This window comes from Aeromonas taiwanensis (genome assembly GCF_000820165.1).
In the GTDB taxonomy this organism is placed as follows: domain Bacteria; phylum Pseudomonadota; class Gammaproteobacteria; order Enterobacterales; family Aeromonadaceae; genus Aeromonas; species Aeromonas taiwanensis.
In genome coordinates, this window is sequence record NZ_CDDD01000084.1 from 1 (window position 1) to 26,433 (window position 26,433).

General features: G+C 65.6%; 22 protein-coding genes and 1 pseudogene. 9 read left to right on the forward strand and 14 right to left on the reverse strand.

The genetic code is table 11. The features are described from left to right. From BN1136_RS14380 to BN1136_RS14405, 6 genes are all read right to left on the reverse strand, one after another. On the reverse strand, nt 1-651 hold a 651-nt coding region (locus BN1136_RS14380), incomplete at its 3' end, for an ABC transporter permease (RefSeq protein ID WP_043808763.1). Next, nucleotides 645-1,325: an ABC transporter ATP-binding protein gene (locus BN1136_RS14385; protein WP_043759189.1), complete on the reverse strand. Its 681-nt coding sequence runs from the start codon at nt 1,323-1,325 to the stop codon at nt 645-647. The genes BN1136_RS14380 and BN1136_RS14385, both read right to left, overlap by 7 nt. Then, the gene (locus tag BN1136_RS14390; RefSeq protein ID WP_043808767.1) at nt 1,318-2,448 is read right to left on the reverse strand and encodes an efflux RND transporter periplasmic adaptor subunit; all 1,131 of its coding nucleotides are present in this window, start codon (nt 2,446-2,448) and stop codon (nt 1,318-1,320) included. Before BN1136_RS14390 ends, BN1136_RS14385 begins: the two co-directional genes overlap by 8 nt. A gap of 168 nt (nt 2,449-2,616) precedes the next feature. Then, nucleotides 2,617-3,057: a YeeE/YedE family protein gene (locus BN1136_RS14395; RefSeq protein WP_043759170.1), complete on the reverse strand. Its 441-nt coding sequence runs from the start codon at nt 3,055-3,057 to the stop codon at nt 2,617-2,619. Between the two features lie 13 nt (nt 3,058-3,070). Continuing rightward, the gene (locus tag BN1136_RS14400; protein ID WP_041201475.1) at nt 3,071-3,484 is read right to left on the reverse strand and encodes a YeeE/YedE family protein; all 414 of its coding nucleotides are present in this window, start codon (nt 3,482-3,484) and stop codon (nt 3,071-3,073) included. Then, nucleotides 3,481-3,795 carry an ArsR/SmtB family transcription factor gene (locus tag BN1136_RS14405; RefSeq protein ID WP_010673655.1) on the reverse strand — a complete coding sequence of 105 codons (315 nt, stop codon included), beginning with the start codon at nt 3,793-3,795 and terminating at the stop codon, nt 3,481-3,483. The genes BN1136_RS14400 and BN1136_RS14405 overlap by 4 nt, the downstream gene beginning before the upstream one ends. A 539-nt stretch (nt 3,796-4,334) precedes the next feature. On the opposite strand from BN1136_RS14405, the pseudogene BN1136_RS14410 reads away from it, so the two are divergent. Beyond that, nucleotides 4,335-4,691, forward strand: a pseudogene (locus tag BN1136_RS14410) (hypothetical protein); the annotation flags it as partial. A gap of 181 nt (nt 4,692-4,872) precedes the next feature. Next, nucleotides 4,873-5,601, forward strand: coding sequence for an MgtC/SapB family protein (locus tag BN1136_RS14415; protein WP_029314049.1), 729 nt, complete (start codon nt 4,873-4,875; stop codon nt 5,599-5,601). Nucleotides 5,602-5,662: 61 nt separating this feature from the next. On the opposite strand, the gene BN1136_RS14420 is transcribed toward BN1136_RS14415, so the two are convergent. The 8 genes from BN1136_RS14420 to grpE all read right to left on the reverse strand — a co-directional run bounded on the left by BN1136_RS14420 (nt 5,663) and on the right by grpE (nt 16,550). Next, a complete protein-coding gene (locus tag BN1136_RS14420) occupies nt 5,663-6,673 on the reverse strand; it encodes a substrate-binding domain-containing protein (protein ID WP_010673652.1) in 1,011 nt (336 codons plus the stop codon). Nucleotides 6,674-6,700: 27 nt separating this feature from the next. Then, nucleotides 6,701-8,116 carry a glycoside hydrolase family 32 protein gene (locus BN1136_RS14425; protein WP_043759166.1) on the reverse strand — a complete coding sequence of 472 codons (1,416 nt, stop codon included), beginning with the start codon at nt 8,114-8,116 and terminating at the stop codon, nt 6,701-6,703. Beyond that, complete coding sequence (locus BN1136_RS14430) at nt 8,116-9,480, reverse strand: sucrose-specific PTS transporter subunit IIBC (protein WP_043759165.1); 1,365 nt, start codon at nt 9,478-9,480, stop codon at nt 8,116-8,118. The genes BN1136_RS14425 and BN1136_RS14430 overlap by 1 nt, the downstream gene beginning before the upstream one ends. A gap of 81 nt (nt 9,481-9,561) precedes the next feature. Continuing rightward, nucleotides 9,562-10,518: an aminoimidazole riboside kinase gene (locus BN1136_RS14435; protein WP_081843657.1), complete on the reverse strand. Its 957-nt coding sequence runs from the start codon at nt 10,516-10,518 to the stop codon at nt 9,562-9,564. Between the two features lie 112 nt (nt 10,519-10,630). Then, the gene (locus tag BN1136_RS14440; protein ID WP_081843656.1) at nt 10,631-12,121 is read right to left on the reverse strand and encodes a carbohydrate porin; all 1,491 of its coding nucleotides are present in this window, start codon (nt 12,119-12,121) and stop codon (nt 10,631-10,633) included. Nucleotides 12,122-12,373: 252 nt separating this feature from the next. Further along, the gene (gene dnaJ, locus BN1136_RS14445) at nt 12,374-13,510 is read right to left on the reverse strand and encodes a molecular chaperone DnaJ (protein WP_043759160.1); all 1,137 of its coding nucleotides are present in this window, start codon (nt 13,508-13,510) and stop codon (nt 12,374-12,376) included. Nucleotides 13,511-13,764: 254 nt separating this feature from the next. After that, the gene (gene dnaK / locus BN1136_RS14450) at nt 13,765-15,690 is read right to left on the reverse strand and encodes a molecular chaperone DnaK (RefSeq protein ID WP_043759158.1); all 1,926 of its coding nucleotides are present in this window, start codon (nt 15,688-15,690) and stop codon (nt 13,765-13,767) included. A 284-nt stretch (nt 15,691-15,974) separates the two neighbouring features. After that, nucleotides 15,975-16,550 (reverse strand): nucleotide exchange factor GrpE, encoded by a 576-nt coding sequence (gene grpE / locus BN1136_RS14455; RefSeq protein ID WP_043759156.1) that lies wholly within the window; start codon nt 16,548-16,550, stop codon nt 15,975-15,977. 264 nt (nt 16,551-16,814) lie between these two features. Between grpE and nadK the strand changes: the two genes are divergently transcribed. The 7 genes from nadK to BN1136_RS14490 all read left to right on the forward strand — a co-directional run bounded on the left by nadK (nt 16,815) and on the right by BN1136_RS14490 (nt 26,401). Beyond that, a complete protein-coding gene (gene nadK / locus BN1136_RS14460; protein WP_043759154.1) occupies nt 16,815-17,699 on the forward strand; it encodes an NAD(+) kinase in 885 nt (294 codons plus the stop codon). Between the two features lie 145 nt (nt 17,700-17,844). Continuing rightward, nucleotides 17,845-19,509, forward strand: a complete 1,665-nt coding sequence (recN, locus tag BN1136_RS14465; RefSeq protein ID WP_043759152.1) for a DNA repair protein RecN — start codon at nt 17,845-17,847, stop codon at nt 19,507-19,509. Between the two features lie 485 nt (nt 19,510-19,994). Continuing rightward, a complete protein-coding gene (locus BN1136_RS14470; protein WP_043808770.1) occupies nt 19,995-20,888 on the forward strand; it encodes a DHHA2 domain-containing protein in 894 nt (297 codons plus the stop codon). Between the two features lie 334 nt (nt 20,889-21,222). Further along, nucleotides 21,223-21,663 carry a universal stress protein gene (locus tag BN1136_RS14475; RefSeq protein WP_043759150.1) on the forward strand — a complete coding sequence of 147 codons (441 nt, stop codon included), beginning with the start codon at nt 21,223-21,225 and terminating at the stop codon, nt 21,661-21,663. A 195-nt stretch (nt 21,664-21,858) separates the two neighbouring features. Continuing rightward, nucleotides 21,859-23,022 (forward strand): efflux RND transporter periplasmic adaptor subunit, encoded by a 1,164-nt coding sequence (locus tag BN1136_RS14480; protein WP_043759148.1) that lies wholly within the window; start codon nt 21,859-21,861, stop codon nt 23,020-23,022. Further along, complete coding sequence (locus BN1136_RS14485) at nt 23,019-25,031, forward strand: MacB family efflux pump subunit (protein ID WP_043759145.1); 2,013 nt, start codon at nt 23,019-23,021, stop codon at nt 25,029-25,031. The genes BN1136_RS14480 and BN1136_RS14485 overlap by 4 nt, the downstream gene beginning before the upstream one ends. Continuing rightward, complete coding sequence (locus tag BN1136_RS14490) at nt 25,028-26,401, forward strand: efflux transporter outer membrane subunit (protein WP_043759143.1); 1,374 nt, start codon at nt 25,028-25,030, stop codon at nt 26,399-26,401. The genes BN1136_RS14485 and BN1136_RS14490 overlap by 4 nt, the downstream gene beginning before the upstream one ends. Nucleotides 26,402-26,433: the final 32 nt, after the last annotated feature.

The following is a 26,433-nucleotide window of genomic DNA, read 5'->3' on the forward strand; positions in this document are numbered from 1 at the left end:
CAGCCCCTCGGTGTTGAACTGAGTGAGGGCCCGTTCGACCGGGATGAGGGCCGTCTCGGCGAGATCCATGCCGAGGTTGCTGCTCTGGCTGGTGAAGCGCCCCACCACCCGGTAGCGGCGCCCGTCGAGGCGCACCCACTGCCCCACCGGATCCCGCTCGCCAAACAGCTCGCGGGAAAGCGTGGCCCCGAGCAGGATGACCGGCGGGCTGCCCGCCGGCAGCCAGCGGCCGGAGGTAAGAGTCAGGCCGTGGGTCTCGCGCAGCCCGTTGCGGGTGCCGAGCACCATGGCGCTGCGCAGCCGCCCGCCGGCGGCCACCTCGGCGGTGCCGAGCACCAGGGGCACCAGGCGAAGTGCCGGCTCGCGCCGGGCGAGAAAATCCACGTCCTCCAGGGTGATGTCCCGCAGGCTATTGCCGGTCAGAGGCGGCAGGCCGCCCCGGGTCTCCTTGCGGCCGGGAAACATCACCAGCAGATCCTTGCCGAGGCTGGCAAACTCCGCCGCCACGTAGCGCCGCGCCCCCTCCCCCAGGGCCGTGAGCAGCAGCACGGAGGCGACGCTCAGGCTCACCGCCGCGATCAGGGTCAGGGCCCGGCCGCGATGGCGCAGCAGGGCGGTGGCGGCGAAGGCGATGGCGTCGCGCCCTAGCATGGGGGCTCCAGCCTGCCGTCGTTCATGCGGATGCGCCGCCCCGCCCGCGCCCCGATCCGCTCGTCGTGGGTCACCACCACCAGGGTCACCCCGCGCTCCCGGTTGAGGTGCTCGAGCAGGGCGATCACCTCCTCCCCTGAGCGGGAATCCAGGTTGCCGGTGGGCTCGTCGGCGAGCAGCAGGCGCGGCTGGGTCACCATGGCTCGGGCGATGGCCACCCGCTGGCGCTGGCCGCCGGAGAGCTCGGCGGGCCTGTGGTCGGCGCGCGCAGAGAGCCCGAGCTCGGCGAGCAGGGCCGCCACCCGGGCCGTGCGCTCGGCGGGGGCCATCCCGGCCAGCATCAGGGGCAGGGCCACGTTCTCGAAGGCTGTGAGGCGCGGCACCAGGTGAAACGACTGGAACACGAAGCCGATGGCCTGGCCGCGCAGGCGGGCGAGCTCGGGCTCCGCCAGGCGGGCGGTGCGCGCCCCCTCGAGCCAGTACTCCCCCTCGTCGGGCCTGTCCAGCAGCCCCAGCACGTTGAGCAGGGTCGACTTGCCCGACCCCGAGGGCCCCATCACCGCCAGGTACTCCCCCGCCTCGATGGCGAGGCTCACGCCGTCCAGGGCCAGCACCTCGCTGCCCCCCAGATGGAAGCGCCGGCCTACCCCCTCGAGGCGGATGAGCTCACTCATGGGCCTCCTCGGGGCGGTAGGGCCCCTCCCCCTTGATGAGAGCGGGCTGGGCGACGAGCCTGTCCCCCTCGGCGAGCCCCGAGGTCACCTCAACCCAGTTCCAGCTCTCGAGCCCCCAGCTCGGGGTGAGGCGCACCAGGCGCTCCCCCTCCAGACGCAGCACGCTGCCATCCTCGGCCCGGGCGCTGGCGGGGATGCGCAGGGCCCTTTCGGCGCGCCCCGTGGTCACCTCGAGATCGGCGCTGTAGCCCACCAGCAGGGGGGCATCGCCGGACTGCTCCTCGAGGGCCGCCTCCACCTCCACGGTGCGGGCCTGCTTCTCGAGCTCCTTCACATAGGGGGCGATGCGGGTGATCCTGGCCACCAGCTCGCGCCCTGGCATGGCGTCGAGCAGCACCCTGGCCGGCTGGCCGAGGCGCAGGCGGGCGGCGTCCACCTCGTCGATGGGGGCGGAGACGTAGAGGCAGGTATCGTCGATGAGATCGATGACGGGGGGCATGGCGACCCCGGGGGGCGAGGGGGTCATGTATTCGCCGAGCTTGCTGTTGACCTCGGCCACCACGCCGTCGAAGGGGGCGAGCAGGGTGCGCTCGGTCAGGCGCGCCTCGACCTGCGCCACCTGGGCGGCGTCCACCCCCAGCTGATCGCTCGCGGCCTCACAGGCGAGGCGGCGGCTGTCTGCCAGGTTCTGGGCCTGCTCGGCCAGGGTGCGCGAGGTGAGGTTCCTGGCCAGCAGAACGGCCAGGCGCGCCGCCTCGCGCCGGTAGAACTCGGCCTCGGTGCAGCTGCGCTCGCGCTCGGTGCGCCCGAGGATGGACTGGGCCCGGGCGCGGGCGAGCTCGGCCTCGAGATCCCCGCTCCACAGGCGCAGCAACTGCTGCCCCTGCTTGACCCGCTCCCCCGCCTGCACCGCGAGCTCGCTCACCACGCCACCGCCCGGCAGGCTCAGGCCGGAGCGGCGGCACGACTTGATGGTGCCGGCCCGGGTGTTGACGACGGTGACGCGCACCTCGCCGCGATCCACGCTCACCAGCGGGACGGGCGTCGCCACCGGGCGCAGCCACCAGGCCAGGGCGAGGGTCGCCAGCACGGCGACCCCGCCTCCCCACCACAGTTTTCTCATGGCTCTCTTCCCCATCCGGGGCGCACCGTCAGCCCCGGCGCGCGAGCAGGGCGTAATAGAGCAAGGGTATCACCACCAGGGTCAACCGGGTCGAGACCGGGATCCCGAAGATGAGGGAAATGGCCAGCCCGTTGAACACGGGATCTTCGGGATGAGGGGGATCAGGCGTTACCGGGCTTGCGAGCCTGCTCCTGCCCCCTTGTTCCAGCCCCGGTCCACCAGCAGTATCCCGGCCACCATGGCCCCGATGAACAGCAGTATCATGGGCTGCCCGCTCGAGATGAGGCTCAGGGCTGGTCCTGGACAGATCCCCACCAGACCCCAGCCGATGCCAAACAGGGCGGCGCCACCGATGAGACGGCGATCCAGCACGGGGGCCGGCACCCTGGCCATTGGCTCCCCCAGCAGGCTCTGGCGGCGGGGTTTCACCAGCAGGAAGTAGCCCGGCATGAAGACGGCCAGGGCCCCCCCCATCACAAAGGCGAGGCTGGGATCCCAGGCCCCCGCCACGTCGAGAAAGCCGGTGACCCGGGCGGGATCTATCATGCCGGAGATGGCCAGACCCAGACCAAACAGCAGACCCGCCAGCAAACTTGTCATCAATGCCATGACGATCAACCCCTTACAACAGATGGTGAGTGACGAGGACGGTGAGCACGCCGGCCGCCATGAAGGTGAGGGTGGCCACGATGGAGCGCACCGAGAGGCGGCCCATGCCGCAGATGCCGTGACCGCTGGTGCAGCCATTGCCAAGGCGGGTGCCTATGCCCACCAGCAGTCCGGCCACCAGCACCAGCGGCCAGCCCGGCAGGGTGCTGAACGCAGGCATGCTGGCCCAGCCGGCATTCAGTGCCAGCCAGGCCCCCAGACCCAGACCTAGCAGGAAGAGTACCTGCCAGGGGGTTCTGTGTTGCAGGGCCCCCGCCAGGATGCCGCTGATCCCGGCCACCTTGCCGTTGAACAGCATCAAGATCAGGGCCGAGAGCCCCGCCAGCATGCCTCCTCCGAGAGAGAGCAGCCATTGGCTTTCCATCATCGTGTTTCCTCATCTGAGTGACAAAAATGGGTTTGCAGCGCCGCCAGCACATCGACGGCCGCCTCGCTCACCAGCGAGTAGAAGATCTGCTGGGAGACCTTGCGCGAACGAATCAGCCCGCAACGCTTCAATACCGACAACTGCTGGGAGAAGGCAGACTGGCCGAGCTGGCTGTTCGCCAGCAGCTCCCCGACTCCCTTCTCCCCCTCCACCAGCTGACAGAGCACCCTCAGGCGCTCCGGGTGAGCCAGCGCCTTGAGCAGATCGGCGGCCGCGGCGACGTGCCGGTTCATCTCGTCGAGGGGGGTCATGATTTAAATTAGCAACTCCTGATATTTACCTCATTGTATAAATAAACACTAAATTAGCAATATCTAATTAAATGGCGAGTGGCACCTCACCACCGCCTCACGAGACGCCCATGGGAGACACGGACCGCGCCCACGCAAACGGGTGAGACATGCCCCTGCATCGGAAAGTAGAGGCCGCCCGAGCGGCCAGCCAACACGGGGGAATGAGGCGTCCTCATCGACTCCTCCATCTCTTTTTTATTATGTTTCAATATGTTGCTATCAGGACCCCAGGGTTTACCCCGGCTGTCTCATCGGCTACCATGTCGCCTCTTTCATCCCTGGCGGAGACCATCAGTGGGCAACTCATCAAGTGACAGATGCACGCCGATCCTTGTCGGCCCCCCGGTCGCGAGCTAGCCGCAGGTCCTTCCCTGCCGCGACTCGCTACCCCAGCGAGATGCGGAACCGTCTCCCTTCTCTTTACACTTGACGTCAGGTGACCAGCCCCGGCCGGACACCTTGCCTGCATAGTTTCTGTTTCCCAAAAGGAGGCTACTATGCGTTTGATTTCAAACAACTATCTTGCTGGCGAATCCCCTTCCCTGCTGAGCAGACTGGGGCACGGCCTGTTGCCGCTCTGGCTGCGCGGCAAGCGGCGCCAGCACCACTACCAGCTACAGATCCGTTGCGAGGATCGGGCCGACATGGCGCAGGTGCTGGATCTGGTGAACCGCACCCTGCATCCGGCCGGGCTGCACCCCGCGCAGTCCATGACGCCGGCTCGCGGCGATGCCCGGATGCTGGTGCTGAGCCTCTGCTGCACCCCGCCCCAGCGCCGCTATCTGGTGCAGTTCGTCCACCAGGTCGGGGCCACTCGCCCCGTGCGCTGGGAGCTGCGCCCGGACAGCGACCCGCCCGGCACTGACTGCCCTCCCGGGCACCTCGGCCACGCTCCGTTCGTTCCGTGCCCGCCTTCCGGGCACGGCCCCTAGTTTGCATTCATCCTGCGCCGGCGCTGCGCCCTCGATGCCTCATCGCCCCATCTCGTCACCCAGATGGGCAGCGTCGAACCGGCACCTTTAGAAGGAGAACCCCATGAGAATGTGGCAACAACTCGATTTTCTCGCCCTGCTCGACACCCTGGCCAGCCTGCTGCTCGCCTTCGTGCTCGGCAGCCTGGTCGGTCTGGAGCGCCAGTATCGCCAGCGCACCGCCGGCCTTCGCACCAACGTCCTGGTCGCCGTGGGGGCGGCCCTGTTCGTCAACCTGGCCCAGCGCATCTATGACCTGCACGGCGGCAGCTACGGCGTGGTCCACGTGGTGGCCTACATCGTCTCCGGCATCGGTTTTCTCGGCGCCGGCGTCATCATGCGCGAATCCGGCAACATCCGCGGCATCAACACCGCCGCCACTCTCTGGGGCGTGGCGGCGGTGGGGGCCGCCAGCGGTGCCGGCTTTGCCCTGGAGGCCGTGCTCGGTGCCCTCTTCGTGCTGGCGGCCAACACTCTGCTGCGCCCCCTGGTGAACCAGATCAACCGCCACCCGGTGGACAATACCGACACCGAGGTGACCTACCGCGTCACGGCCCTCATCCGCCGCACCCACCAGAAGGAGGTGCTGCCCTGGCTGGAGCAGATGCTAGAGCAGGCCAACTACCCCCTGAGCGAGCTCGATATCGAGCCGTTCGGGGAGCAGGATCTGGAGATCTCGGCGGTGCTGCTGGCCACCTCCATCGATGGCGACGAGCTGGACGCCCTGATGAAGCGGCTGGGGGAGCATCCCCGCATCAAGCAGATCTTCTGGCGCGCCAGCACCACGGATTGAGGCACGCCCTCGCCCCACGACAAAAAGCCCCGCACTGGCGGGGCTTTTTTCATCTTCCGGGTCAACGGCGACTGCGCCAGCGCACCCTGGGGGGGATGACCTGGGCGGTCTGGGTGGGGGCATTACCCGCAATAAGCTTTTGCATCAGCTCGAAGGTGGCACGGGCCAGGGCCGGGCAATCCTGGGCCACGGAGTCGATACGCATGGGAATACAGTCGAGCAGGTCGTGATCGTCGAAGGTGCACAGCCGCATCCCCGTCTCCATCAACCCCGCCTCGTTGAGGTAGCGCAGCACCCCCTCGAGCAGGGTGAAGGAGGCGGTGAAGAGCCCCCTGGGGGGCGCCCCGAGCTCGTCCACCAGCTCGGCCATCAGCTGATAGCCGGAGCTTGGCTGGTAGTCGCGATGACGGACCCGGTCTGATGTGGCCTCCAGCCCGGCGCGGTGCAACCCCAGCTCGTAGCCCGCCAGCCGGTGGCGGCTCGGGGAGAGATCCAGCAGGCCGCCGAAGTAGTAGATATCCTCCCCGCAGCCGGCCGCCATGTCCTGCACCAGCTCGGCGGTGGCCTTGCAGGCATCCGAGATCACCATGGGCAGACGCGACTCGCCGATGTGGCGGTCGAGCTGCACCACCGGCAGGCGGTCGTGGATGCGGGCATAGATGTCATCGCTGTGGCCGCTGGAGGCGACGATGAGGCCGTCCACCTGGCGGCTGATGAGGTTGTCCACCACCCGCTGCTCCAGGGTGGGGTCATCCTCGGAGCAGGCGATGAGCAGCTGGATCCCCGCCTCCCGGCAGTGGGCTTCGAGGGCGCGGGCTGTGCTGGCGAAGCCGAAGTTGGTGAGGTCGGGGATCACCAGCCCCCAGGTGTAGCTGCGCGCCGCCCGCAGGGAGCGGGCATGGATGCTCGGCTGGTAGTGACACTCATCCGCCACCGCCTGGATCCGCTTGCGGGTATCGTCGGCGATGCGGTACTCCGCACTCTTGCCGTTGAGCACCAGGCTGGCGGTGGCCTTGGAGACCCCCGCGAGCGTGGCTATCTGGGCAATCGTGATCCGTTTCTTCTTCTCCACCTGACCTCCCGGCAAACTGACACCGGGCTATTGTACAAGGCAGGCCGCCAGCGGCCAGTGATCGAGGCAAATTTTGCTGTCATCACCGTCACAACGTGCGGAAAGTACTGGGTTTTCACCGGGGAAGTAGCGGGTAGACAGGGTCTGGCGACCACCGTCCACGAAGCACTCCAGGCTGGAGCGATCGCACAAGACGGTGATGCTCCCCCCAAGCCAGGGGCAGGATCGCTCTTCCCACTCCCCGCTCTGCCAGTTCTGGCGACGCAGGATGAGGCGCCCCGGCTGCCACACCAGCTCGGCCACGGCGCCAAACCCGAGGCGCCCCTCCCCGCTCAAGGACAGGTCCAGCCAGGCCGCGTCAATGGCCAGGGCTGGCAGCTCGCCCGGCGCCCCCTCGAAGCGGGTTTGCTCTCCTTTCAGGGCGTCCAGCTCTGCCACCGGCCGCTGGCAGAGCCAGTCGTCCTGCCAGAACAGCTCCCGCGGGCAGCTCATCTGGTGGATCCAGCCATGCTCGACAGTGGGTTGGCTCATCTCGTTCTCTTCAGGCAGCCCCAGCCAGGCGAACAGCAGGCGGCGCCCCTGGCTGTCCCGGGTGGTCTGGGGCGCGTAGAACTCGAAGCCCCGGTCCAGCTCGTGGAAGGCCCCGTGCTCGAACTGAGCTCCGTCGAAGTGGCCCGCCAGCCAGCCACACTGGTAGAGGTTGCGATAATCCTCTCCCTGTGGGGCAATCCCCTGCGGGCAGCTGATCAGCACGTGACGGTCCGCCAGAGGGAAGAGGTCCGGGCACTCCCACATATAGCCGAACTCCCCGAGCCCCCCGTGCCCGCTACCGGCGATGGGACCGACCAGCGTCCAGCCATCCAGGGTATCGCCGCGATAGAGCAGCACCTCGCCTCGATCGTCCAGGGTACGAGCCCCCAGCACCATCAGCCACTGCCGGCCGTCGTGCCACACCTTGGGGTCGCGCACGTGGCCGCTGTAGCCTTCGGGCAGCGCCAGCACGGGTCCGAGCTTCTCGAAGCCCCCCTTGCCATCGTCACGGGCCAGACACTGGTAGGCGGTGCGGCTGCCGTCCGGGTATTTGACGTTGCCGGTGTAGACCAGGGTCAGGCGCCCCTGCTCGTCGCTCACCGCCGACCCCGAATAGCAGCCATGGCTCTCGTAGACCTCGGTGGGCAGAAGCGCCACCGGCTCGTGCTGCCAGTGCAGCAGATCGGTGGAGGTGACGTGGCCCCAGCCCTTGTTGCGGTGCTCGCAGCCGAGCGGGTTCCACTGGTAGAAGAGGTGATAGCGCCCGCCGTGCTCGATAAAGCCGTTGGGATCGTTGAGCAGCCCCACCGGGGCTGCCAGGTGCCAGCGGGGCCGATGGGGATCGGCCGCCGCCTTGAGCTGTCCGGCCAGCAGGGACCGGACAACCTGGTTGAGGAGATGGCTCTCTTTCATCACTCCACCTTGTACTTGAGCAGGTAGGAGGCGGCGAAGGCGGCGCCAAAGGCGATCACCAGACCGATGACGTAGTGGATGAGGCTCATGGGCTGGACGATGGCCATGCCCGGAATGCCGGTCAGGCCCACCGCCGTCATGCCGACCTTGGCCGCCACCACGTAGGCGCCGCCGCAGGCCCCGCCGAACAGACCGGCCAGGAAGGGCTTGATGTAGCGCAGGTTGACCCCGAAGATGGCCGCCTCCGTGATGCCGAGCAGGCAGGACATGGCCGCCGGTACCGTGATGGCCTTGATCTTCACGTCACGGGTCTTGAAGTAGACCGCGAGACAAGCCCCGCCCTGCGCCACGTTGGCCATGGCCCAGATGGGGAGCAGGAAGTTGACACCGATGGCCGGGTTGGCCAGCAGGCCCGCCTCGATGGCGTGGAAGCTGTGGTGAATGCCGGTGATGACGATCAGCGAATAAGTCCCGCCAAACACCAGGCCCGCCAGCCAGCCCGCCTGCTCGTAGAGGGCGCTCAGACCGAACGAGATACCATCCCCCAGCACCCGCCCGGCGGGGCCGATAAAGAGCAGCGCCACGAAGCCGGTGAGGATGACGGTCAGGAAGGGGGTGAGGATGAGATCCAAAGCATCGGGGATGCGCTTTCTCAGCTGCTTCTCCAGGTGGGACATGAACCAGACCGCCAGCAGCACCGGGAAGACGGTGCCCTGGTAGCCGATCATGGCCACATCCAGCCCGAAGAAGTCCATGGTCTTGAAGCCCCCCGCCACGCCCCAGGCGTTGGTCAGGGCCGGGTGAGTGAGGATGCCCCCCAGCGTCGCCCCCAGATAGGGGTTGCCGCCAAACTCCCGCGCCGCGGTAAAACCGATGAGGATCGGCAGTATGATGAAGGCCGCCGAGCTGAACATGTCCAGCATGACGAACAGGGCGCTGTCGGCGTTGACCCAGCCATAGGTGCGCACCATGCCGAGCAACCCCATCAGCAGGCCGGACGCGACGATGGCCGGGATGATGGGCACAAAGATGTTGGACAGGGTTCGCGCCAGGCGCTGGGCCACGTTGAGCTTGGCCGTCGCCATGTCGGTCAGCTCCGCCTTGCTGGCGGTGCCGGTGCCGGTCAGGGCCACGAACTCCGCATAGACCTTGTTGACCAGGCCGGTGCCGAAGATCACCTGGATCTGGCCGGCGTTGCTGAAGCACCCCTTGACCCCGTCCAGCTTGTCGATGGCGGCCTTGTTCACCTTGCTGTCGTCCGCCAGCACCAGCCGCAGCCGGGTGGCGCAGTGGGCGGCGCTGACGATGTTCTCCTTGCCCCCGAGCAGGGGCACCAGATCCTTGGCTATCGCACTGATATTCATATTCTTCCTCTTATGGCCCGCCGTCGGCGGGCCCTTGTCACATGAGAGTAGGGTCTGTCGCCCTGCGGCTCTAGCCGCGGATCAACAGCCGCTTGCGCCCGATCGCAAAAATTCATCCAGCCGGGTGCGGGTGGGCAGTGCCGTCATGGCCCCCTTGGCGGTGGTGGCGAGTGCCCCGCAGCCATGGGCCTGGGCCAGGATGGCGGGCAGCTCGCTGAAGGCGGGCACCCCCTCCCCCCTGGCAAGGGCCGCCAGCAGACCGGCGACAAAGGCATCCCCCGCTCCCGTGGTGTCGATGGGTACCACTTTGGGCCCCACCCACTCCAGCAGTTCGCCCCCGAGGCGGGCCACCACGCCGGCCGCCCCCCGGGTCACCAGCACCAGGGCGGGTCCCGTGATGGTGGCGAGCCCGGCCGCCAGATCGTCCAGACCGCTCAGCAGTTGCAACTCCTCCACCGAGAGCTTGACCACGTCCGCGAGGGCGATGGCCTCGCGCACCACGGGCAGCATCTCGGCGGGGTTGCCCCACACCTCGGGCCTCAGGTTGGGGTCGAAGCAGACCCGTCCCCCGACCGCCCGGATGGTCGCCATGGCTTGCAAGCAACTGCTGCGTACCGGCTCGTTGGCGAGCGCGATGGAGCAGGTCAGCAGCCACTGCCCGGCCTGGAAGACCGGCAGATCGGCGGGGCTCAGAAACTGATCCGCGCTGGGCCTCACCATGAAGGTGAAGCTGCGCTCCCCTGACTCATCGAGCTCCACCAGCACTGTGCTGGTGCGATGGGCCGGATCCAGGGTCAGGTGACGGATGTCGACGCCTTCCCTTGCCAGGGTGTCGGCCATGAAGCGGCCGAAGGGATCCGCGCCGACCCGGCCGATGAAGGCCGACTCCCCGCCGAGCCGCGCCACCCCGACCGCCACGTTGGCCGGCGCGCCGCCGGGACACTTGAGGTAGTGCACCTCCCCTTCCGGGATCAAGTCCACCACCGCATCCCCCATTACCCACACACGATTCGTCACCTTGCTACTCCACTGCTGCACAGGATTTGCCAGAGCCGGGCCCTGATCTCTTGGTCCGCATTATCTGCTAAACCGTTTTAGCCAACCAACAGATCCCGACGCCGGCTGCCATTTTTGTGATCGGGATAACGAACTAGAACCAGGTTTCCATCTGCACGCCAAAGTTCCACTCGCCACCGGCGGTGAAATCGTTCTGGCCCATGGCGTCGGTGCTGGCGTAGTTGTCGAGCTCGGAGGACCAGTCCATCCAGGTGGCGAACACGCGAAGCTCGGGCCGCTCGAAGAAGCCGGCGGTCTGCGCCTTGAAGGTGGGGGCGAAGGTGAGTTTGGTGAAGTCGCCACTCACCGCCTGGCGCCCCTTGTAGCCCTTGGGATCGAGATCCATGTACTGCCAGGTCGCCTCGTAGACCAGCTCGACGTTCTGGCTCAGCACCTGGGCCAGCCGGCCATTGAGGGTCACCCAGCTGTACTCGTCTCCCTTCACGTAGCGATCCTGGCTCTGCTCCGCCAGCAGGGCCGGGGCGACACGCCAGCGCGGGCTGAGATCCGTGGCACCAAAGACGGCCACTCGCACCGCATCGGCATCCGGCAGCAGCTCGCTGTCGGAGCCCAGCCCCTTGAGCTCGGCCCCGAGGCCATGGCCATAGAGCACGGCTGCCTTGGAGAAGCCGGGGTTGATGCCAAAGAAGCTGTCGGCGTGGTAGGCCACCAGGGTGTGGGCCCCCTTGTTCGCCGCCTCGCTGCCGGCGCCGCCGTCGTTGATGCGCGTCTCGTTGTCCTTGGCGGAGAGGCCGTTCAGCATCCACTGCCAGTTGCCGACGCGGTTGTTCATGGTGAGGATGTAGCTCTCGATGTCCGAGAGACCGCTCGCACTGATGTCGCCGTAGTCGCGCCCGTAGAGGGAGAAGTTCGCCTTCCAGCTGTCGGCGAGCTGCACGTCATAGACACCGCCGCCGGTGCCGGCGAGGAAGACCACGTCCGAGTCGAGCCAGTGGATGTCGAAGTTGTCCCGGTCAAAGCGCTTGCCCGCCCAAAGCACCGAGTGCTGGAAGGGGCCGCTGAAGCTCGCCAGATCGCCGATCTCGGCAAACACCTGGCGGGTGTTGAGGCTGGAATCGCTGGCGGTCCAGTCGTTGCTGGTCTCCACCCCGTCCGCCAGCATCAGCTTGTAGCGGGCCCAGCTGCCATCGTCGAAAGTCTGGGTCTTCAGCAGGTTGGCCTCCATGTAGGTGTCATCCTCGTTGCCAAGGCGCCCCACGGCCCCGCCCACCGAACCGGCCGGGGTGATGTAGGGGCCGCCGCGGCCACCGTTGCCATTGCCGTTCACCAGCAGGCCCGAGCGGGCATAGCCGTGGAACTCGAAGCCCTGGGCTGCGGCGGTCTGCTTGTCCACCTTCTCGCTCTGGGCCTTGGCCACAGCGGCGGTCTCGTGGGCCTCGCTCGCCTTGCTCTCGGCCTCATCGGCCCGCGCTTCCGCCGCAGTGGCGCGCGCCTCGGCCGCCTGCACCCGCGCCTCCAGCGCCGCCAGGCGGGCCTCGATACCACCATCCGCCGCCCACAGCGGGCTGCTCATCCCCAATCCCAGCGCCACGGCCAGCGCCAACTTGCTCTTGTGCATCGTCATCTTCCTCACCTGTCATGTGTCGCCCGTCCGGGCGCTGTTGTTATCGACGGGCTGAGGATAGCTAAACCGCTTTAGCCAACTCAATATGCCAGCTAAACCGTTTCAGCCAACTGTGAGCGGGATAACATTTGCACAGCAGGAAGAGGTGGAAGTTGTGAGGAAGATCCCTCATCAGGATCCACTCAATAGGGCCGGATCCCGGGCAAAAAAAAAGCCGGCCATAGAGGCCGGCTTGGGTCACGCGAGTCGCGCTTATTTGGTCAGATCGTCGAAGAAGCGTTTCACCCCTTCGAAGAAGCCTTCGGATTTCGGCTTGTGGGTCTTGGCGGCGGCGCCGCTGAAGGAGTCGTCCAGCTGGCGCAGCAGATCTTTCTGGGTCTCGGTCAGTTTGACCGGGGTTTCGATCACCACCTTGCACATCAGATCCCCCACCTGGCCGGAGCGCACGGACTTGACGCCCTTGCCCCGCAGGCGGAACAGCTTGCCGGTCTGGGTCTCCGGGGTGACCTTGAGCTTGACCCGGCCATCCAGGGTCGGCACTTCGATCTCGCCACCCAGGGCCGCCGTGGTGAAGCTGATGGGCACCTCGCAGTAGAGATCGTTGCCGTCACGCACGAAGATCTCGTGCTCGCGCACGTGGACCTGTACGTAGAGATCCCCGGCCGGTGCGCCGGCCTCCCCCGCTTCCCCTTCGCCGGAGAGACGGATGCGATCCCCGGTGTCGACGCCAGCCGGGATCTTGACCGACAGGGTCTTGGTCTTCTGGTAGCGACCCTCGCCGTGGCACTTGCGGCACGGATCCTTGATGATCTTGCCGCGACCGTGGCAGTGCGGGCAGGGCTGCTGCACCGCGAAGAAGCCCTGGCGCATCTGCACCTGGCCGGAGCCGTGGCAGGTGGGGCAGGTCTGGGCCTGGCTTCCAGTATGGGCGCCGGAGCCGTTGCAGACTTCACAGTGAACCTGGGTCGGTATCTTGATCTCCTTGGAGACCCCGCGCACCGCCTCTTCCAGGGTCAGCTCCATGTTGTAGCGAAGGTCGGAGCCACGGGCCGGGCCGCGACGACCGCCCCCGCGACCACCGAAGATGTCGCCAAACACGTCGCCGAAGATGTCGCCGAAGTCGGCACCACCGCCAAAGCCGCCGTGGCCGCCACCCTGGCTCGGATCCACCCCGGCATGACCGTACTGGTCGTAACGGGCACGCAGGTTCTCGTCGGTCAGGACCTCGTAGGCTTCCTTGACCTCTTTGAACTTCTCTTCGGCCGCGGCATCACCCTGGTTGCGATCCGGGTGATACTTCATGGCCAGACGCTTGTACGCCTTCTTGATCTCGCGCTCGTCGGCACCTTTCGATACCCCGAGCACTTCGTAGAAATCGCGCTTCGACATACTCATCCTGTTGCTATATCAGCAGTTATGCAGACGGGCGTTGGTCACCCAACGCCCGTAAATTCATTGACGAATCTGCTCACACTCTTACTACGAAGCCGTGATCAAGGCTCATGTGCTGCTCGGAATCCTCACGTATATCTATACGCTCCGGTTCCTGCGCTGCTCTTTACCTTGCTGACGGCCTCTCGCGACAGACCGTGAACAGATTCTGAGCCGATGGGCGAGGCGAACCTCGCCCATCCGGGTCGGGCTTATTTCTTGTCGTCTTTCACTTCTTCGAACTCGGCGTCGACCACGTCGTCGTCGGCCTTGGCGGAAGAGGAAGACTGGGCATCAGCACCGGCGGCACCTTGTGCCTGAGCCTGCTGCTGGGCAATCTCCATCAGCTTCTGGGACGCTTCCAGCAGCGCCTGCTGCTTGGCTTCGATGGCGGCCTTGTCGTCACCCTTGATGGCGGTTTCCAGCTCGCTCAGGGCAGTCTCGATCTTGGTCTTCTCGTCGGCAGGCAGGGCTTCACCGGCTTCGGTGATCTGCTTGCGCACGGAGTGGACCAGACCGTCAGCCTGGTTGCGAGCCTGCACCAGCTCTTCAAACTTCTTATCCTCGGCCGCGTTGGCTTCGGCTTCGCGTACCATGCGCTCGATCTCGTCATCGGACAGACCGGAGGAGGCCTGGATGGTGATCTTCTGCTCCTTGTTGGTCTCCTTGTCTTTCGCGGAGACGTGCAGGATGCCGTTGGCGTCGATGTCGAAGGTCACTTCGATCTGCGGCAGACCGCGCGGTGCCGGACGGATGCCTTCCAGGTTGAACTGGCCCAGGGACTTGTTGTCGCTGGCGCGCTTGCGCTCACCCTGCAGCACGTGAATGGTCACGGCAGACTGGTTGTCTTCAGCGGTGGAGAACACCTGGGACTTCTTGGTCGGAATGGTGGTGTTCTTCTCGATGAGCGCGGTCATCACGCTGCCCATGGTCTCGATACCCAGGGAGAGCGGAGTGACGTCCAGCAGCAGTACGTCGGTCTTGTCACCGGACAGTACGGCACCCTGGATGGCAGCACCCATGGCCACGGCTTCGTCCGGGTTGACGTCCTTGCGCGGCTCTTTGCCGAAGAAGTCGGCCACGGTCTTCTGCACCAGCGGCATACGGGTCTGACCACCCACCAGGATGACGTCGTCGATCTCGCCAACCGCCAGACCGGAGTCTTTCAGGGCGACGCGAACCGGCTCCAGGGAGTCTTTCACCATGTCTTCCACCAGGGATTCCAGCTTGGCGCGGGTCACCTTGATGTTCATGTGCTTCGGACCGGTGGCATCTGCAGTGATGTACGGCAGGTTGACGTCGGTCTGCTGGGCGGAGGAGAGCTCGATCTTGGCCTTCTCGGCGGCATCTTTCAGACGCTGCAGGGCCAGCTGGTCGTTGCGCAGGTCGATGCCCTGCTCGCGCTTGAACTCGTCAACCAGGTAGTTGATGACGCGGTTGTCGAAGTCTTCACCACCCAGGTGGGTGTTACCGTTGGTCGCCAGTACTTCGAAGGTGGTCTCGCCTTCGACTTCGTCGATCTCGATGATGGAGATATCGAAGGTACCACCGCCCAGGTCATAGACGGCAACCTTGCGCTCGCCCTTGACCTTGTTCACGCCGTAGGCGAAAGCAGCGGCAGTCGGTTCGTTGATGATGCGTTTTACATCCAGACCGGCGATGCGACCGGCATCCTTGGTGGCCTGACGCTGGGCGTCGTTGAAGTAGGCCGGCACTGTGATGACGGCTTCGGTGACCGGCTCACCCAGGTAGTCTTCGGCGGTCTTCTTCATCTTTTTCAGCACTTCGGCAGAGATCTGCGGCGGTGCCATTTTCTTGCCTTTCACCTCGACCCAGGCGTCACCGTTGTCGGCCTTGGCGATGGCATACGGCATGATTTTCAGGTCACGCTGTACTTCGTCATCTTCGAAACGACGGCCGATCAGACGCTTGATGGCGAACAGCGTGTTCTTCGGGTTGGTGATGGCCTGACGCTTGGCCGGCTGACCAACCAGGATTTCGCCGTCATCGGCATAGGCAATGATGGACGGAGTAGTACGGTCGCCTTCTGCGTTCTCGATCACGCGAGCATGGTCGCCATCCAGAATAGCGACGCAGGAGTTGGTAGTACCCAGGTCAATACCGATGATTTTACCCATTTGACGAATCTCCAAATACTTTGAATAAACTGGCGAGGGGCTCGCCTTGATACGTTAACGGCTAGGTGGGGCCTGCCACTGTGGCTTTCAAGCTCCCGGCATCAAATTTTTTGTGCCGCCGTGGCCTTGCAACCTATATGGGGTCTCAAGTCGGCGCTTCAAGTCCGGCCCTGAAAAAACCTGCATACAGGCCACCTGACAGCCAAATGACGCCAGACACGTTTTTTTGGCGCCACATCCAACAAAAAGCCCGCCAAGCGGCGGGCTTGGTGAGAACAGCGCGATCAGTCAGCGGACTTGGACACCATCACCATGGCCGGGCGGATGACGCGGCCATTGAGCTCGTAGCCCTTCTGCATCACGGCGATGACGGTGTTCGGCGCCACGTCGGCACTCGGCACCATGCTCATGGCCTGGTGGGCATTGGGGTCGAACGGCTGGTTGGTCGGGTCCAGGGCCACCAGGCCGAACTTGGCCACGCCGCTCTGCATGGATTTCAGGGTCAGCTCCACCCCTTCAATCATCGGCTTGAGGGTGTCGTTCTCCTTGTCCGCCAGCTCGATGGCGCGCTCCAGGTTGTCCAGCACCGGCAAGAGCTCTGCGGCGAACTTCTCCAGTGCAAACTTGTGGGCTTTCTCCACGTCCTGAGCGGCACGGCGACGCAGATTCTCCATCTCGGCGACGGCACGAATGGCGCGCTCGCGCTCTTCCAGGGAGGCCTGCTGGGCCGCTTCCAGTTGGGCCTCCAGCTCGGCAATGCGGGCCTGCTCGGCTGTCACTTCACTGTCTACATCGGTCGGCTCGACTGGCTGGGCGTCCAATTGCTCCATCGCTTCAACCTTTTGTTCTTCGTGGCTCATGACATCTCCAATATTCAGGGGTTACTTATGAGGGCGGCTGGCGTTCAGGCAAGCGACACGCGCCAACGGACCCTGTGCTGGCGCTATTATGGGGACGCCGCCCCGGCTTTCAAGGGGAAAAGGGCATATCGGACACAATGCCCCCCGCCAGCCGGCCAGATTGCCCCTTTTCGGGGCCGAATGCGCCAACTCGCATGGAGACAGACAAATCCCCGGCAAAGCACGGTATACTCCCCCCAAAGACTCTCCCAGACCCGGTAACCTATGGATTCTCCGTTCAAAACCGTCGCGCTCATCGGCAAACCCCACCACGAGGGGGCCAACCAGACCCTCAGCGGCCTGTATCAATACCTGACCAGCCGAGGCTTTTGTGTGCTGCTGGAGAGCCGGGTCGCCCAGACCCTGGGGGTGCTCGGGGAGAACGTGATGGATCTGGTGCAACTCGGCGAGCAGGCCGATCTTGCTATCGTGGTCGGCGGTGACGGCAACATGCTGGGGGCCGCCCGGGTGCTGTCGCGCTTCGACGTGGCGGTGATCGGGGTGAACCGGGGCAACCTGGGCTTCCTCACCGACCTGTCGCCCCAGGATTACCTGCTGCCCCTGGAGCAGGTGCTCTCCGGCCACTACAAGAGCGAGCACCGCTTCCTGCTGGAGGCCTCGGTCTATCGCCACGGGGAGCGCAAGTCGAGCAACCTGGCGGTGAACGAGGCGGTGCTGCACCCGGGCAAGATAGCCCACATGATCGAGTTCGAGGTCTACATCGACGGCAGCTTCATGTACAGCCAGCGCTCGGACGGCATCATAGTCGCCACCCCGACCGGCTCCACCGCCTACTCCCTGTCGGCGGGCGGCGCCATTCTCACCCCCAAGCTCAACGCCATCACGCTGGTGCCCATGTTCCCGCACACCCTGAGCAGCCGCCCCATCGTGCTGGATGCGGACAGCGAGGTGCGCCTGCTGGTCTCGCCAGACAACCAGGACGACGCCATGCAGGTGAGCTGCGACGGCCAGGTCACCCTGGCGGTCCACCCGGGGGACGAGATCCTCATCAGGAAGAGCAGCCACAAGTTGCACCTGGTCCATCCGCTGGATTACAGCTACTTCCACGTGCTGCGCAACAAGCTCGGCTGGGGCAGCAAGCTGTTCTGACCCCGCCCTGCAGGCCATCTCCCTCACAACACGGCCCTGACGCGGGCCGTTTTGCATTCCGTCCTGCGGCGACATCTTTACTGTATGGAAAACCAGTATATACTGGATACATACACAGTAATGTTGACCCATACAGGATGAGACCATGCTGACCCAGCTGACCGTCAACAACTTCGCCATCGTCAAGTTTCTCGAACTCGATCTGCAACCGGGCATGACCTGCATCACCGGCGAGACCGGGGCGGGCAAGTCCATCGCCATCGACGCCCTGGGCCTGTGCCTGGGAGAACGGGCTGAGGCCAGCATGGTGCGTCCCGGCAGCGACAAGACCGAGGTCAGCGCCCGTTTCCTGCTGGACGGCAACCCCGCCGCCCGCGCCTGGCTCACCACCAACGAGCTGGAAAACGAGGGAGAGTGCATAGTGCGGCGGGTGCTCTCCGCCGAGGGGCGCTCGCGCAGCTACATCAACGGCGTGCCGGTGCCGCTGGCGCAGCTCAAGAACCTGGGCCAGCTGCTGGTCAACGTCCACGGCCAGCACGCCCACCAGCTGCTGCTCAAACCCGACTACCAGCTCGCACTGCTGGACGGCTACGCCGGTCACCACCTGCTGCTGGATGAGGTGCGTCGCCACTACCAGCAGTGGCGCCAGCTGCAGAACGAGCTCAACCGGCTCAAGGCCGAGCAGCAGCAGCGGGAGGCCCGCCGCCAGCTCATCGAGTACCAGGTACAGGAGCTGGACGAGTTCGCCCTGCAACCGGGGGAATTTGAGGAGATCGAGGAGGAGCACCAGCGCCTGGCCAACGGCACCGAGCTGATGCAGGAGTGCGGCGCCTGTCTGGATCTGCTCTATGACAACGAGGAGACCACCATCGCCGGCCTGCTGCAGACCGTCGTCGATCGGGCCGAAGGGCTGGTCGCCATGGACAACCGGCTTGGGGACGTGCTCGGCATGCTGAATGAGGCCCTGATCGGCGTGCAGGAGAGCCACAGCGAGCTGCGCAGCTACCTGGATCGGCTGGAGCTGGATCCCGAACGCTTCAACGAGCTGGAGGCCCGCCTCTCCAAGGCCATCAACCTGGCCCGCAAGCACCACGTCAAGCCGGCGGAGCTGGCCCTGCACCATCAGGAGCTGGCCGCCGATCTCGCCCGCCTCCACTCCGACGAGGAGCGCCTGGAGGGGATGGAGGACGAACTTGCCGCGGCCCGTCAGGCCTTCGTGCAGGCCGCCGAGGCCCTGAGCCAGAGCCGCCAGCGCTACGCCGAAGAGCTCGGCGCCAAGGTGAGTGCCAGCATGCACGAGCTGGCCATGCCCGATGGCCGCTTCGCCATCGAGGTGCGGCCAGATGCCCAGAGCAGCCTGTCCCCCCTCGGCATCGACCGGGTGGAATTCATGGTCACCACCAACCCGGGCCAGCCGATCCAGCCGCTCGGCAAGGTCGCCTCCGGTGGCGAGCTGTCGCGGATCAGCCTCGCCATCGTGGTGATCAGCGCCCGCAAGATCTCCACCCCGACCCTCATCTTCGACGAGGTGGACGTGGGGATCAGCGGCCCGACCGCCGCCGTGGTCGGCCGTCTCCTGCGCCAGCTTGGCGAGTCTACCCAGGTCATGGTGGTCACCCACCTGCCCCAGGTGGCGGGCAAGGGCCACCAGCACATGGTGGTGAGCAAGCACACCGACGGCAAGACTACCGAAACCCAGATGCAGGCGCTCACCCCGGGGGCCCGCCTCAACGAGCTGGCTCGTCTGCTGGGGGGAGATCAGATCACCGACAACACCCTGGCCAACGCCCGCGAGCTGCTGGCCTCCTGAGGCAACCGGCCGCCATTGTCACGAGGGGAATCCTGCATGCGTGTCAGATTCCCCTCGTAACCGCCAGCAATGCAATAGTTTGTCGGCGCCATGCACATCCCCCTGCATCCGTCGAGACGCGTTGCCAACCGTCCCAGACCTGAATGGCCTTGTCGTGTCACTCGCCTCACGACGCATTGACCAGCCCAGCTCTTCGAGGCCGTGGCGGTGTGAGCCTTGCGCCGATGATTGCCCTGACTGACCTTCCACACACAGATTTAGCTCTCTTGGCGCTGGTAAAATCCCCGCCGGGAAGATTGAAATCTGACCTGATCTGCGTCATGGCAACAGGATGTCTCCCGGCTCATGGCAACCTGTACCTGTTGCCATGGGCGGTAGCGGCACCTAGAGTAAAACCCGTTCGGGGACAGTCCCCCACACTTTCTTCCCTTGCCCCTCACACCTGAGCTCGCCCCGGGTGTGTCATCACCCTCAGGAATCGCGCCATGCTCCACGTGTTTGGTCACAAGAATCCCGACAGCGACAGCATCTGTACCGCCCTGGTCGCTGCCGACTGGCTCAATGGCCAGGGACGTCCCGCCCGGGCCTTCTCTCTGGGCGATCCCATTGCCGAGACTCGCTTCATCCTGGAAACCGCCGGGGTAGCGGCGCCTCCCGTTTTGCAGGGCAGCGTGGCCGGCAAGCCTGTCTTTCTGGTGGACTTCAGCGAGCTGGAGCAGGGACCGGAAGGACTGGCAGAGGCCGACGTGCAGGGGCTTATCGATCACCATCGCCTCGGCACCCTCATTACCCGGGGCCCCCTCGATGCCTGGATCCGGGCCGTCGGCTGCAGCGCCACCGTGCTGCTGGAACTGATGGGCCATGAAACGCTCTCTCGCGCCCAGGCCCGTCTGCTGCTGGGGGCCATCGTGAGCGACACCTTCAACTTCACCTCGCCGACCACCACACCCCAGGACAGGGCGGCGGTCGAGCGACTGCTGCCCATCGCCGATCTGACGCTGGCCCCCTTCGCCCAGACCCTGCTGGAGCGTCGCACCCAACTCGGTGATTCCCCCATGAGCGAGCTGCTCGTCGCCGACGAGAAGCGTTACCAGATCGCGGGGCACACCCTGATGGTGAGCCAGATCTGCGTGATGGATCCGGCCCAGTTACTGGACAGGATGGCTGAACTGCACCAGGCCATGCACATCAGGCTGGAACAGGACTCTCTGGATGCCTATGTCCTGATGCTGACGGATCTGGCCAGGGGGGAGAGTCTGCTCCATTGTGCCAGCAAGGGCATACTGCCCACCAACCCCGTCCCGCTGGCGGGCGCACTCAGCCGCAAGAAGGAGGGACTCCCCTGGCTGACGCAGCATCTTTCAAAACACCCAGGCTAAACCTCGTCAACGGGGCCCCTCGGCGGCAAGCGCTACCGTGATGGACGGCAGTATAAAATGTCGCCTCACTCAGGGGCTCCCCTGCTCCCATATCGCCTTCATCCCGTTTGACCATCAAATACCGCCACTTCGACCCCAAGATGCAGCCCCCCTTCATTTTCCATTCAACTGCCTCTGTTATGATGATGTAAACAAAGCAGAAATGGCGGGCATGACGTCAAGGCACGACGCTGGACGCACGCTCGGCAGTGCTGATCCAACACCAGCGGGCACGCGCCAAGGATGGAACACTCTCTGTTCCGGGTGACCCGCGTAATGCCAAGGAGAACTGCATATGAGCTCTACCCATATCGTGTTGTTGCTGGAAGGCAAGGATTACGAGCAGGATACGCTGGCCAAGGCGAGCCGCCTGGCACAAGGTCTGGGCGGCAAGCTGACCCTGCTGCACCTGACCCACAGCAGCCAGGTACGCCGCACCAGCCTGTCCCTCTCGCAGGAGGAGCGCAGCGTCCAGGCCACTCTGGATGCCAAGGCGATCATCAGCGAACTCATCACCCAGCCATCTCACCCGGTGGATTACCAGTGCCTGGTGGTCGATGACGTGGTGCTGGATCTCAGGCGCTGGCTGGCCGCCCACCCCACCGATCTGCTGCTGGTCGGCAGCCGTCACCACTGGATGGAGGGCTCGCTGGCCCGCCTGCTCATCTACAAACTGCCGGTGGATATCCAGGTCTGCCACGAACCCCATGCCGAGCAGCTGAAGGCCGTCGGCTGAGCACCGGGGCCCGCAAACGGGCCCCTCTCCTTGCCCCCGAGCAGGAAGCCCCTTTGTCATGGTGCCGGCCTTAGGCCCCCGGCGTGCAAGCCCTCCCGGCGACATGCTTTCTTACACTTTGTTCGCTTCTTTTTCAGTGCCATTTGCTGCACGATATGGCCCTTGCGCGCTTCGCCCCTTTCGTTCAGGTGATCAATGAAGACTCTTCCCCTCCCTGGCAAGTTCGTCCTGCTTGCCCTCGCGCTGCTGGCCCTCATCGCGTGGCTGACCTGGCCCGGCAAGACGCCCGATCCCGTGCTGACCGCCACCGTGACCCGCCAGGACGTGGAACAGACGGTGCTCGCCAGCGGGGTCCTGCAGGCCATCGAGCAGGTGGATGTGGGGGCCCAGGTCTCGGGTCAGGTCACCAAGCTGGCCGTCGAGGCGGGGCAACAGGTCAAGCAGGGCGAGCTGCTGGCCGAGATCGATCCCCTGATCGCCCAGAACAACCTCAAGACCGCCGAGGCGGAGCTGGCCAGCCGCCGTGCCCAGCTCAAGATCAAGCAGGCCCAGCTCAAGCAAAACGAGCTCGCCTGGCGCCGCCAGCTGCAGATGTTCAAGCAGGAGGCGAGCTCCCGCGCGGATCTGGAGAGCGCCGAGGCCCAGCTCGCCGTCACCCGGGCCGAGCTGCAGAGTGCCCAGGCCGACATCGACAGCGCTCTCATCAAGGTGGAGCGCGCCAAGACGGAGCTCGGTTACAACCGCATTCTGGCCCCCATGGACGGCACCGTCGTCAGCATAGTGACCCGCCAGGGGCAGACCCTGGCCGCCAGCCAGACGGTCCCCACCCTGCTCAAGCTCGCCAACCTGGATACCATGACGGTCAAGGCCCAGATCTCGGAGGCCGACATCACCAAGGTCAGGGCGGGCATGCCGGTCTACTTCACCCTGATTGGGGATCCGGACACCCGTTACCACGCCACCCTGCGCACCGTCGAGCTGGCTCCCACCAACATCAACGAGCAGACCGCCAGCACCACGACCACCAGCAATGCGGCCATCTACTACTACGCCCTGTTCGACGTGCCCAACCCGGATCACCAGCTGAGGGTTGCCATGACGACCCAGGTCACCATAGTGCTCGGTGAACGCAAGCAGGTGCTGGCCATCCCCCAGACGGCGCTCGGCAAGAAGCTCGGTGACAACGAATACGAGGTGGCCCTGCTCGGGGAAGGGGAGCAGCGGGAGACCCGCCGTATCCGGACCGGCATGAAGGACGACATCAAGATAGAGGTGGTCGATGGCCTGAGTGAGCAGGAGAAGGTCATCCTGGATCAGGGCAAGCCCGTCCACGACGAGTCCATGGAGATGGCGCCGTGAGCACACCCCTGATCCGGCTCAAGGGCATAGAGCGCCGCTACCCGAGCGGGGAACACGAGGTGACCGTGCTGCACCCGCTGGATCTCGCCATCGATGCGGGGGAGATGGTGGCCATCGTCGGCGCCTCCGGCTCCGGCAAATCCACCCTGATGAACCTGCTGGGCTGCCTCGATCGCCCGAGCGGCGGCCAGTACCTGTTCCGCGGCCAGGACACCGCCACCCTGGACGCCCTCTCCCTGGCGCGGCTGCGCTGCCACCACTTCGGCTTCATCTTCCAGCGCTACCACCTGCTGCCGCACCTGGATGCGGCCGCCAACGTGGAGATCCCCGCCATCTATGCCGGCACCGCCCGCCTTGATCGCCAGGCCAGGGCCCGTACCCTGCTGAGCCGCCTGGGGCTGCACGATCGCAGCCATCACAGACCGAGCCAGCTCTCCGGCGGCCAGCAGCAGCGGGTCAGCATAGCCCGCGCCCTGGCCAACGGCGGCGAGGTGATCCTGGCGGACGAGCCCACCGGCGCCCTCGACAGCCAGAGCGGCAAGGAGGTGATGGCCATCCTGAAGGAGCTGCACGCCCAGGGCCACACCATCATCCTCGTGACCCACGACATGGCCGTGGCCAACCACGCCGATCGCATCATCACCCTGCGCGACGGGCGGGTGGTGGAAGACAGCGCCCACCCGGCCTCAGAGGCCGGCGTGGCCAGCCAGGGCGCAGCCGCCGCATCGGCACCCTCCCACGGCACGCAAGGGGACGGAACCCAAGATGCCAAGGCCGTGCCGGTACACGCCCATGCCAGCACCGCGAGCCAGGGCTGGGATCGCTACCGGGAGGCGGGGCGCATGGCCCTGCACGCCATGCTGGCCCACCGCATGCGTACCTTCCTCACCATGCTCGGCATCATCATCGGCATCGCCGCCGTGGTCAGCGTGGTGGCGCTGGGTCAGGGGGCCCGCGCCAAGGTGATCGACGACATCAACGCCATGGGCACCAACACCATCGACATCTTCCCCGGCAAGGATTGGGGGGACGAGAAGGCCGCCAGCATCCAGACCCTGAACGAGCGGGATCTCGACGCCCTGCTCGGCCAGCCCTATCTGGAGGGGGCCAGCCCCCAGATAGCGACCTCGGGCCAGCTCCGTTATCGCAACAAGACAAGTAGCGGCAGCGTGATCGGTGTCGGCAACGACTTCTTCCGGGTCAAGGGGATGACGCTCACCCAGGGGCGCCTGCTCGATGAACGGGACATTCGCAGCCGGGCGGCGGTCGCCGTGGTGGATGGCAAGACCATAGAGAGCCTGCTCGGCAAGACGGACCCCGTCGGCCAGGTGATGCTGGTCGGCACCCTGCCGGTGCGCATCGTGGGGGTGGTGACCCAGGAGACCGGCTTTGGCCGCAGCAGCCAGTCAGTCAACGTCTGGCTCCCCTACAGCGCCGTCATGAGCCGCCTCCTCTCCCAGCAGCACTTCAGCCAGATCACCATCCGGGTCAAGGACGGCGTCCAGCCCGCCCTGGCGGAGCAGGCCGCCGTGGCGCTCCTGACCCAGAGACACGGGGTGAAGGACTTCTTCACCTTCAGCAGCGACAGCATCGTCAAGTCGGTGGAGAAGACCACCGCCACCCTGACGCTGCTGGTCTCCGCCATCGCCGTCATCTCCCTCATCGTCGGCGGCGTCGGGGTGATGAACATCATGCTGGTCTCGGTGGTGGAGCGCACCCGGGAGATAGGGATCCGCATCGCGGTGGGCGCCCGCCAGTCCGACATCCTGCAACAATTTTTGATCGAGGCGGTGATGGTCAGCCTGCTGGGGGGCCTGCTCGGTATCGGCCTGGCCCTGCTGATCGGTGCCCTCTTCTCACTGTTCGTGGAGAGCTTCCAGATGCACTTCTCCCTCTTCTCCATCCTGATGGCCTTCGGCTGCTCCTCCCTCATCGGGATCCTGTTTGGTTACCTGCCCGCCCGCAACGCGGCCAGGCTCGATCCGGTGGAGGCACTGGCGCGGGAATGACGATGCACAACCTACCCCGGCTGGGGCTGAGCCTGCTGCTCACCGCCAGCCTCGGCGCCTGCAGCCAGCAGAGCCCCTATCACAGACCCGACCTCGACGTGGCGCCACAATGGCAGCAGGATGCCCGGGATCTCGCCGGGCCGCAGGCCGGTCTCTGGTGGCAGGGATTTCAGGATCCCGCCCTCGATCGCCTGGTAGAGGCGGTGCTGGCGGCCAATCCGGACATGCGGGTGGCGGGGCTCAGGCTCAAAAGCGCCCTGCTTGGCGCCGATCTGGCCGACACCAACCTCACTCCCTCGGTCAGCGCCAACCTCGGCGCCAGTGGCACCAAGAACATGAGAGATGGCAGCGCCAGCAGCAATCTGGGCCCCTCCCTCAACTTGAGCTACGAAGTGGATCTCTGGGGCAGGCTGGCCGCAGCACGGGATCAGGCGCAGTGGGAGGCAGCGGCCAGCGAGCAGGATCTCGCCGCTACCCGGTTGCTGTTGATCGGCAAAACCCTGGAGCAATACTGGCAGCTGGCCTACCTCGGCTCGGCCATCACCCTGGGCAACCAGCAGCTCGCCAACCTGGCGCGGGTCGAACGGCTGACCTGGGCCAAGTACGAGGCAGGGGCCATCACCCGCCTCGACCTGGTGCAGGCCAGCCAGCAGAAGGCGGGCAAGCAGGCGGAGATCGCCACCCTCATCCTGCAGCGGGAGCAGGCAGGCAATGCCCTGCGCCTGTTGCTTGGACAGAGCCATGGCCCCCTGGACGACGCGCCCACCGCCCTCGCCCTGGGGCCCATCCCGACGCTGGCAGCCGGCATCCCGGCCGATGTGCTGGCCCGGCGCCCCGACGTGCGGGCCGCCGAGCTCAGGCTGCGCAAGACCCTCGCCAGGGGGGACGAGATCCGCACCGGCTTCTACCCCACCCTGAGTCTCACCGGCGGCGCCAGCACCACCTCGGATACCCTGACCCAGGTGCTGCAAAACCCCATCGGGACCCTGGGAGCAACCCTGGCCCTCCCCTTCCTCGAATACAACAAGACCCGGCTCTCCATCGCCGGCGCCGACATCGACTATCAGATCGCCGAGACCGAGTTTCGCAAGCAGCTCTATGCCGCCCTGATGGAGGTGGAAGATGGCCTGGCCGCCCGCCAGCAGGGGGAACAGCGACTGCGCTACCTGGGGCAGCAGCTGGACTATGCCAGAGAGGCCGAGCGACTGGCAGGCGCCCGCTTCCTTGCGGGCGCCACCGGGGTGCAACCCTGGCTGGATGAACAGAATCGCCTCTGGGATGCCGAGCTGGCCCTGCTCGCCCAGCAGCAGAGCCAGCTCAACAACATGGCCGGGATCTACCGGGCACTGGGGGGGAGCGATAGGGAGTAAGGGGCATAATCCAACCCAGCACAACCCCAGAA

What these genes read in the sequence shown, in the direction of transcription:
- BN1136_RS14400 (WP_041201475.1), bottom strand. Translation starts at nt 3,484, where the DNA reads ATGATGGAAAGCCAATGGCTGCTCTCTCTCGGAGGAGGCATGCTGGCG.
- BN1136_RS14415 (WP_029314049.1), top strand. Translation starts at nt 4,873, where the DNA reads ATGAGAATGTGGCAACAACTCGATTTTCTCGCCCTGCTCGACACCCTG.
- dnaJ (WP_043759160.1), bottom strand. Translation starts at nt 13,510, where the DNA reads ATGTCGAAGCGCGATTTCTACGAAGTGCTCGGGGTATCGAAAGGTGCC.
- BN1136_RS14480 (WP_043759148.1), top strand. Translation starts at nt 21,859, where the DNA reads ATGAAGACTCTTCCCCTCCCTGGCAAGTTCGTCCTGCTTGCCCTCGCG.
- BN1136_RS14475 (WP_043759150.1), top strand. Translation starts at nt 21,223, where the DNA reads ATGAGCTCTACCCATATCGTGTTGTTGCTGGAAGGCAAGGATTACGAG.
- BN1136_RS14470 (WP_043808770.1), top strand. Translation starts at nt 19,995, where the DNA reads ATGCTCCACGTGTTTGGTCACAAGAATCCCGACAGCGACAGCATCTGT.
- recN (WP_043759152.1), top strand. Translation starts at nt 17,845, where the DNA reads ATGCTGACCCAGCTGACCGTCAACAACTTCGCCATCGTCAAGTTTCTC.
- BN1136_RS14425 (WP_043759166.1), bottom strand. Translation starts at nt 8,116, where the DNA reads ATGAAAGAGAGCCATCTCCTCAACCAGGTTGTCCGGTCCCTGCTGGCC.
- BN1136_RS14405 (WP_010673655.1), bottom strand. Translation starts at nt 3,795, where the DNA reads ATGACCCCCCTCGACGAGATGAACCGGCACGTCGCCGCGGCCGCCGAT.
- dnaK (WP_043759158.1), bottom strand. Translation starts at nt 15,690, where the DNA reads ATGGGTAAAATCATCGGTATTGACCTGGGTACTACCAACTCCTGCGTC.
- BN1136_RS14430 (WP_043759165.1), bottom strand. Translation starts at nt 9,480, where the DNA reads ATGAATATCAGTGCGATAGCCAAGGATCTGGTGCCCCTGCTCGGGGGC.
- nadK (WP_043759154.1), top strand. Translation starts at nt 16,815, where the DNA reads ATGGATTCTCCGTTCAAAACCGTCGCGCTCATCGGCAAACCCCACCAC.
- BN1136_RS14490 (WP_043759143.1), top strand. Translation starts at nt 25,028, where the DNA reads ATGACGATGCACAACCTACCCCGGCTGGGGCTGAGCCTGCTGCTCACC.
- BN1136_RS14440 (WP_081843656.1), bottom strand. Translation starts at nt 12,121, where the DNA reads ATGACGATGCACAAGAGCAAGTTGGCGCTGGCCGTGGCGCTGGGATTG.
- BN1136_RS14390 (WP_043808767.1), bottom strand. Translation starts at nt 2,448, where the DNA reads ATGAGAAAACTGTGGTGGGGAGGCGGGGTCGCCGTGCTGGCGACCCTC.
- BN1136_RS14385 (WP_043759189.1), bottom strand. Translation starts at nt 1,325, where the DNA reads ATGAGTGAGCTCATCCGCCTCGAGGGGGTAGGCCGGCGCTTCCATCTG.
- grpE (WP_043759156.1), bottom strand. Translation starts at nt 16,550, where the DNA reads ATGAGCCACGAAGAACAAAAGGTTGAAGCGATGGAGCAATTGGACGCC.
- BN1136_RS14395 (WP_043759170.1), bottom strand. Translation starts at nt 3,057, where the DNA reads ATGGCATTGATGACAAGTTTGCTGGCGGGTCTGCTGTTTGGTCTGGGT.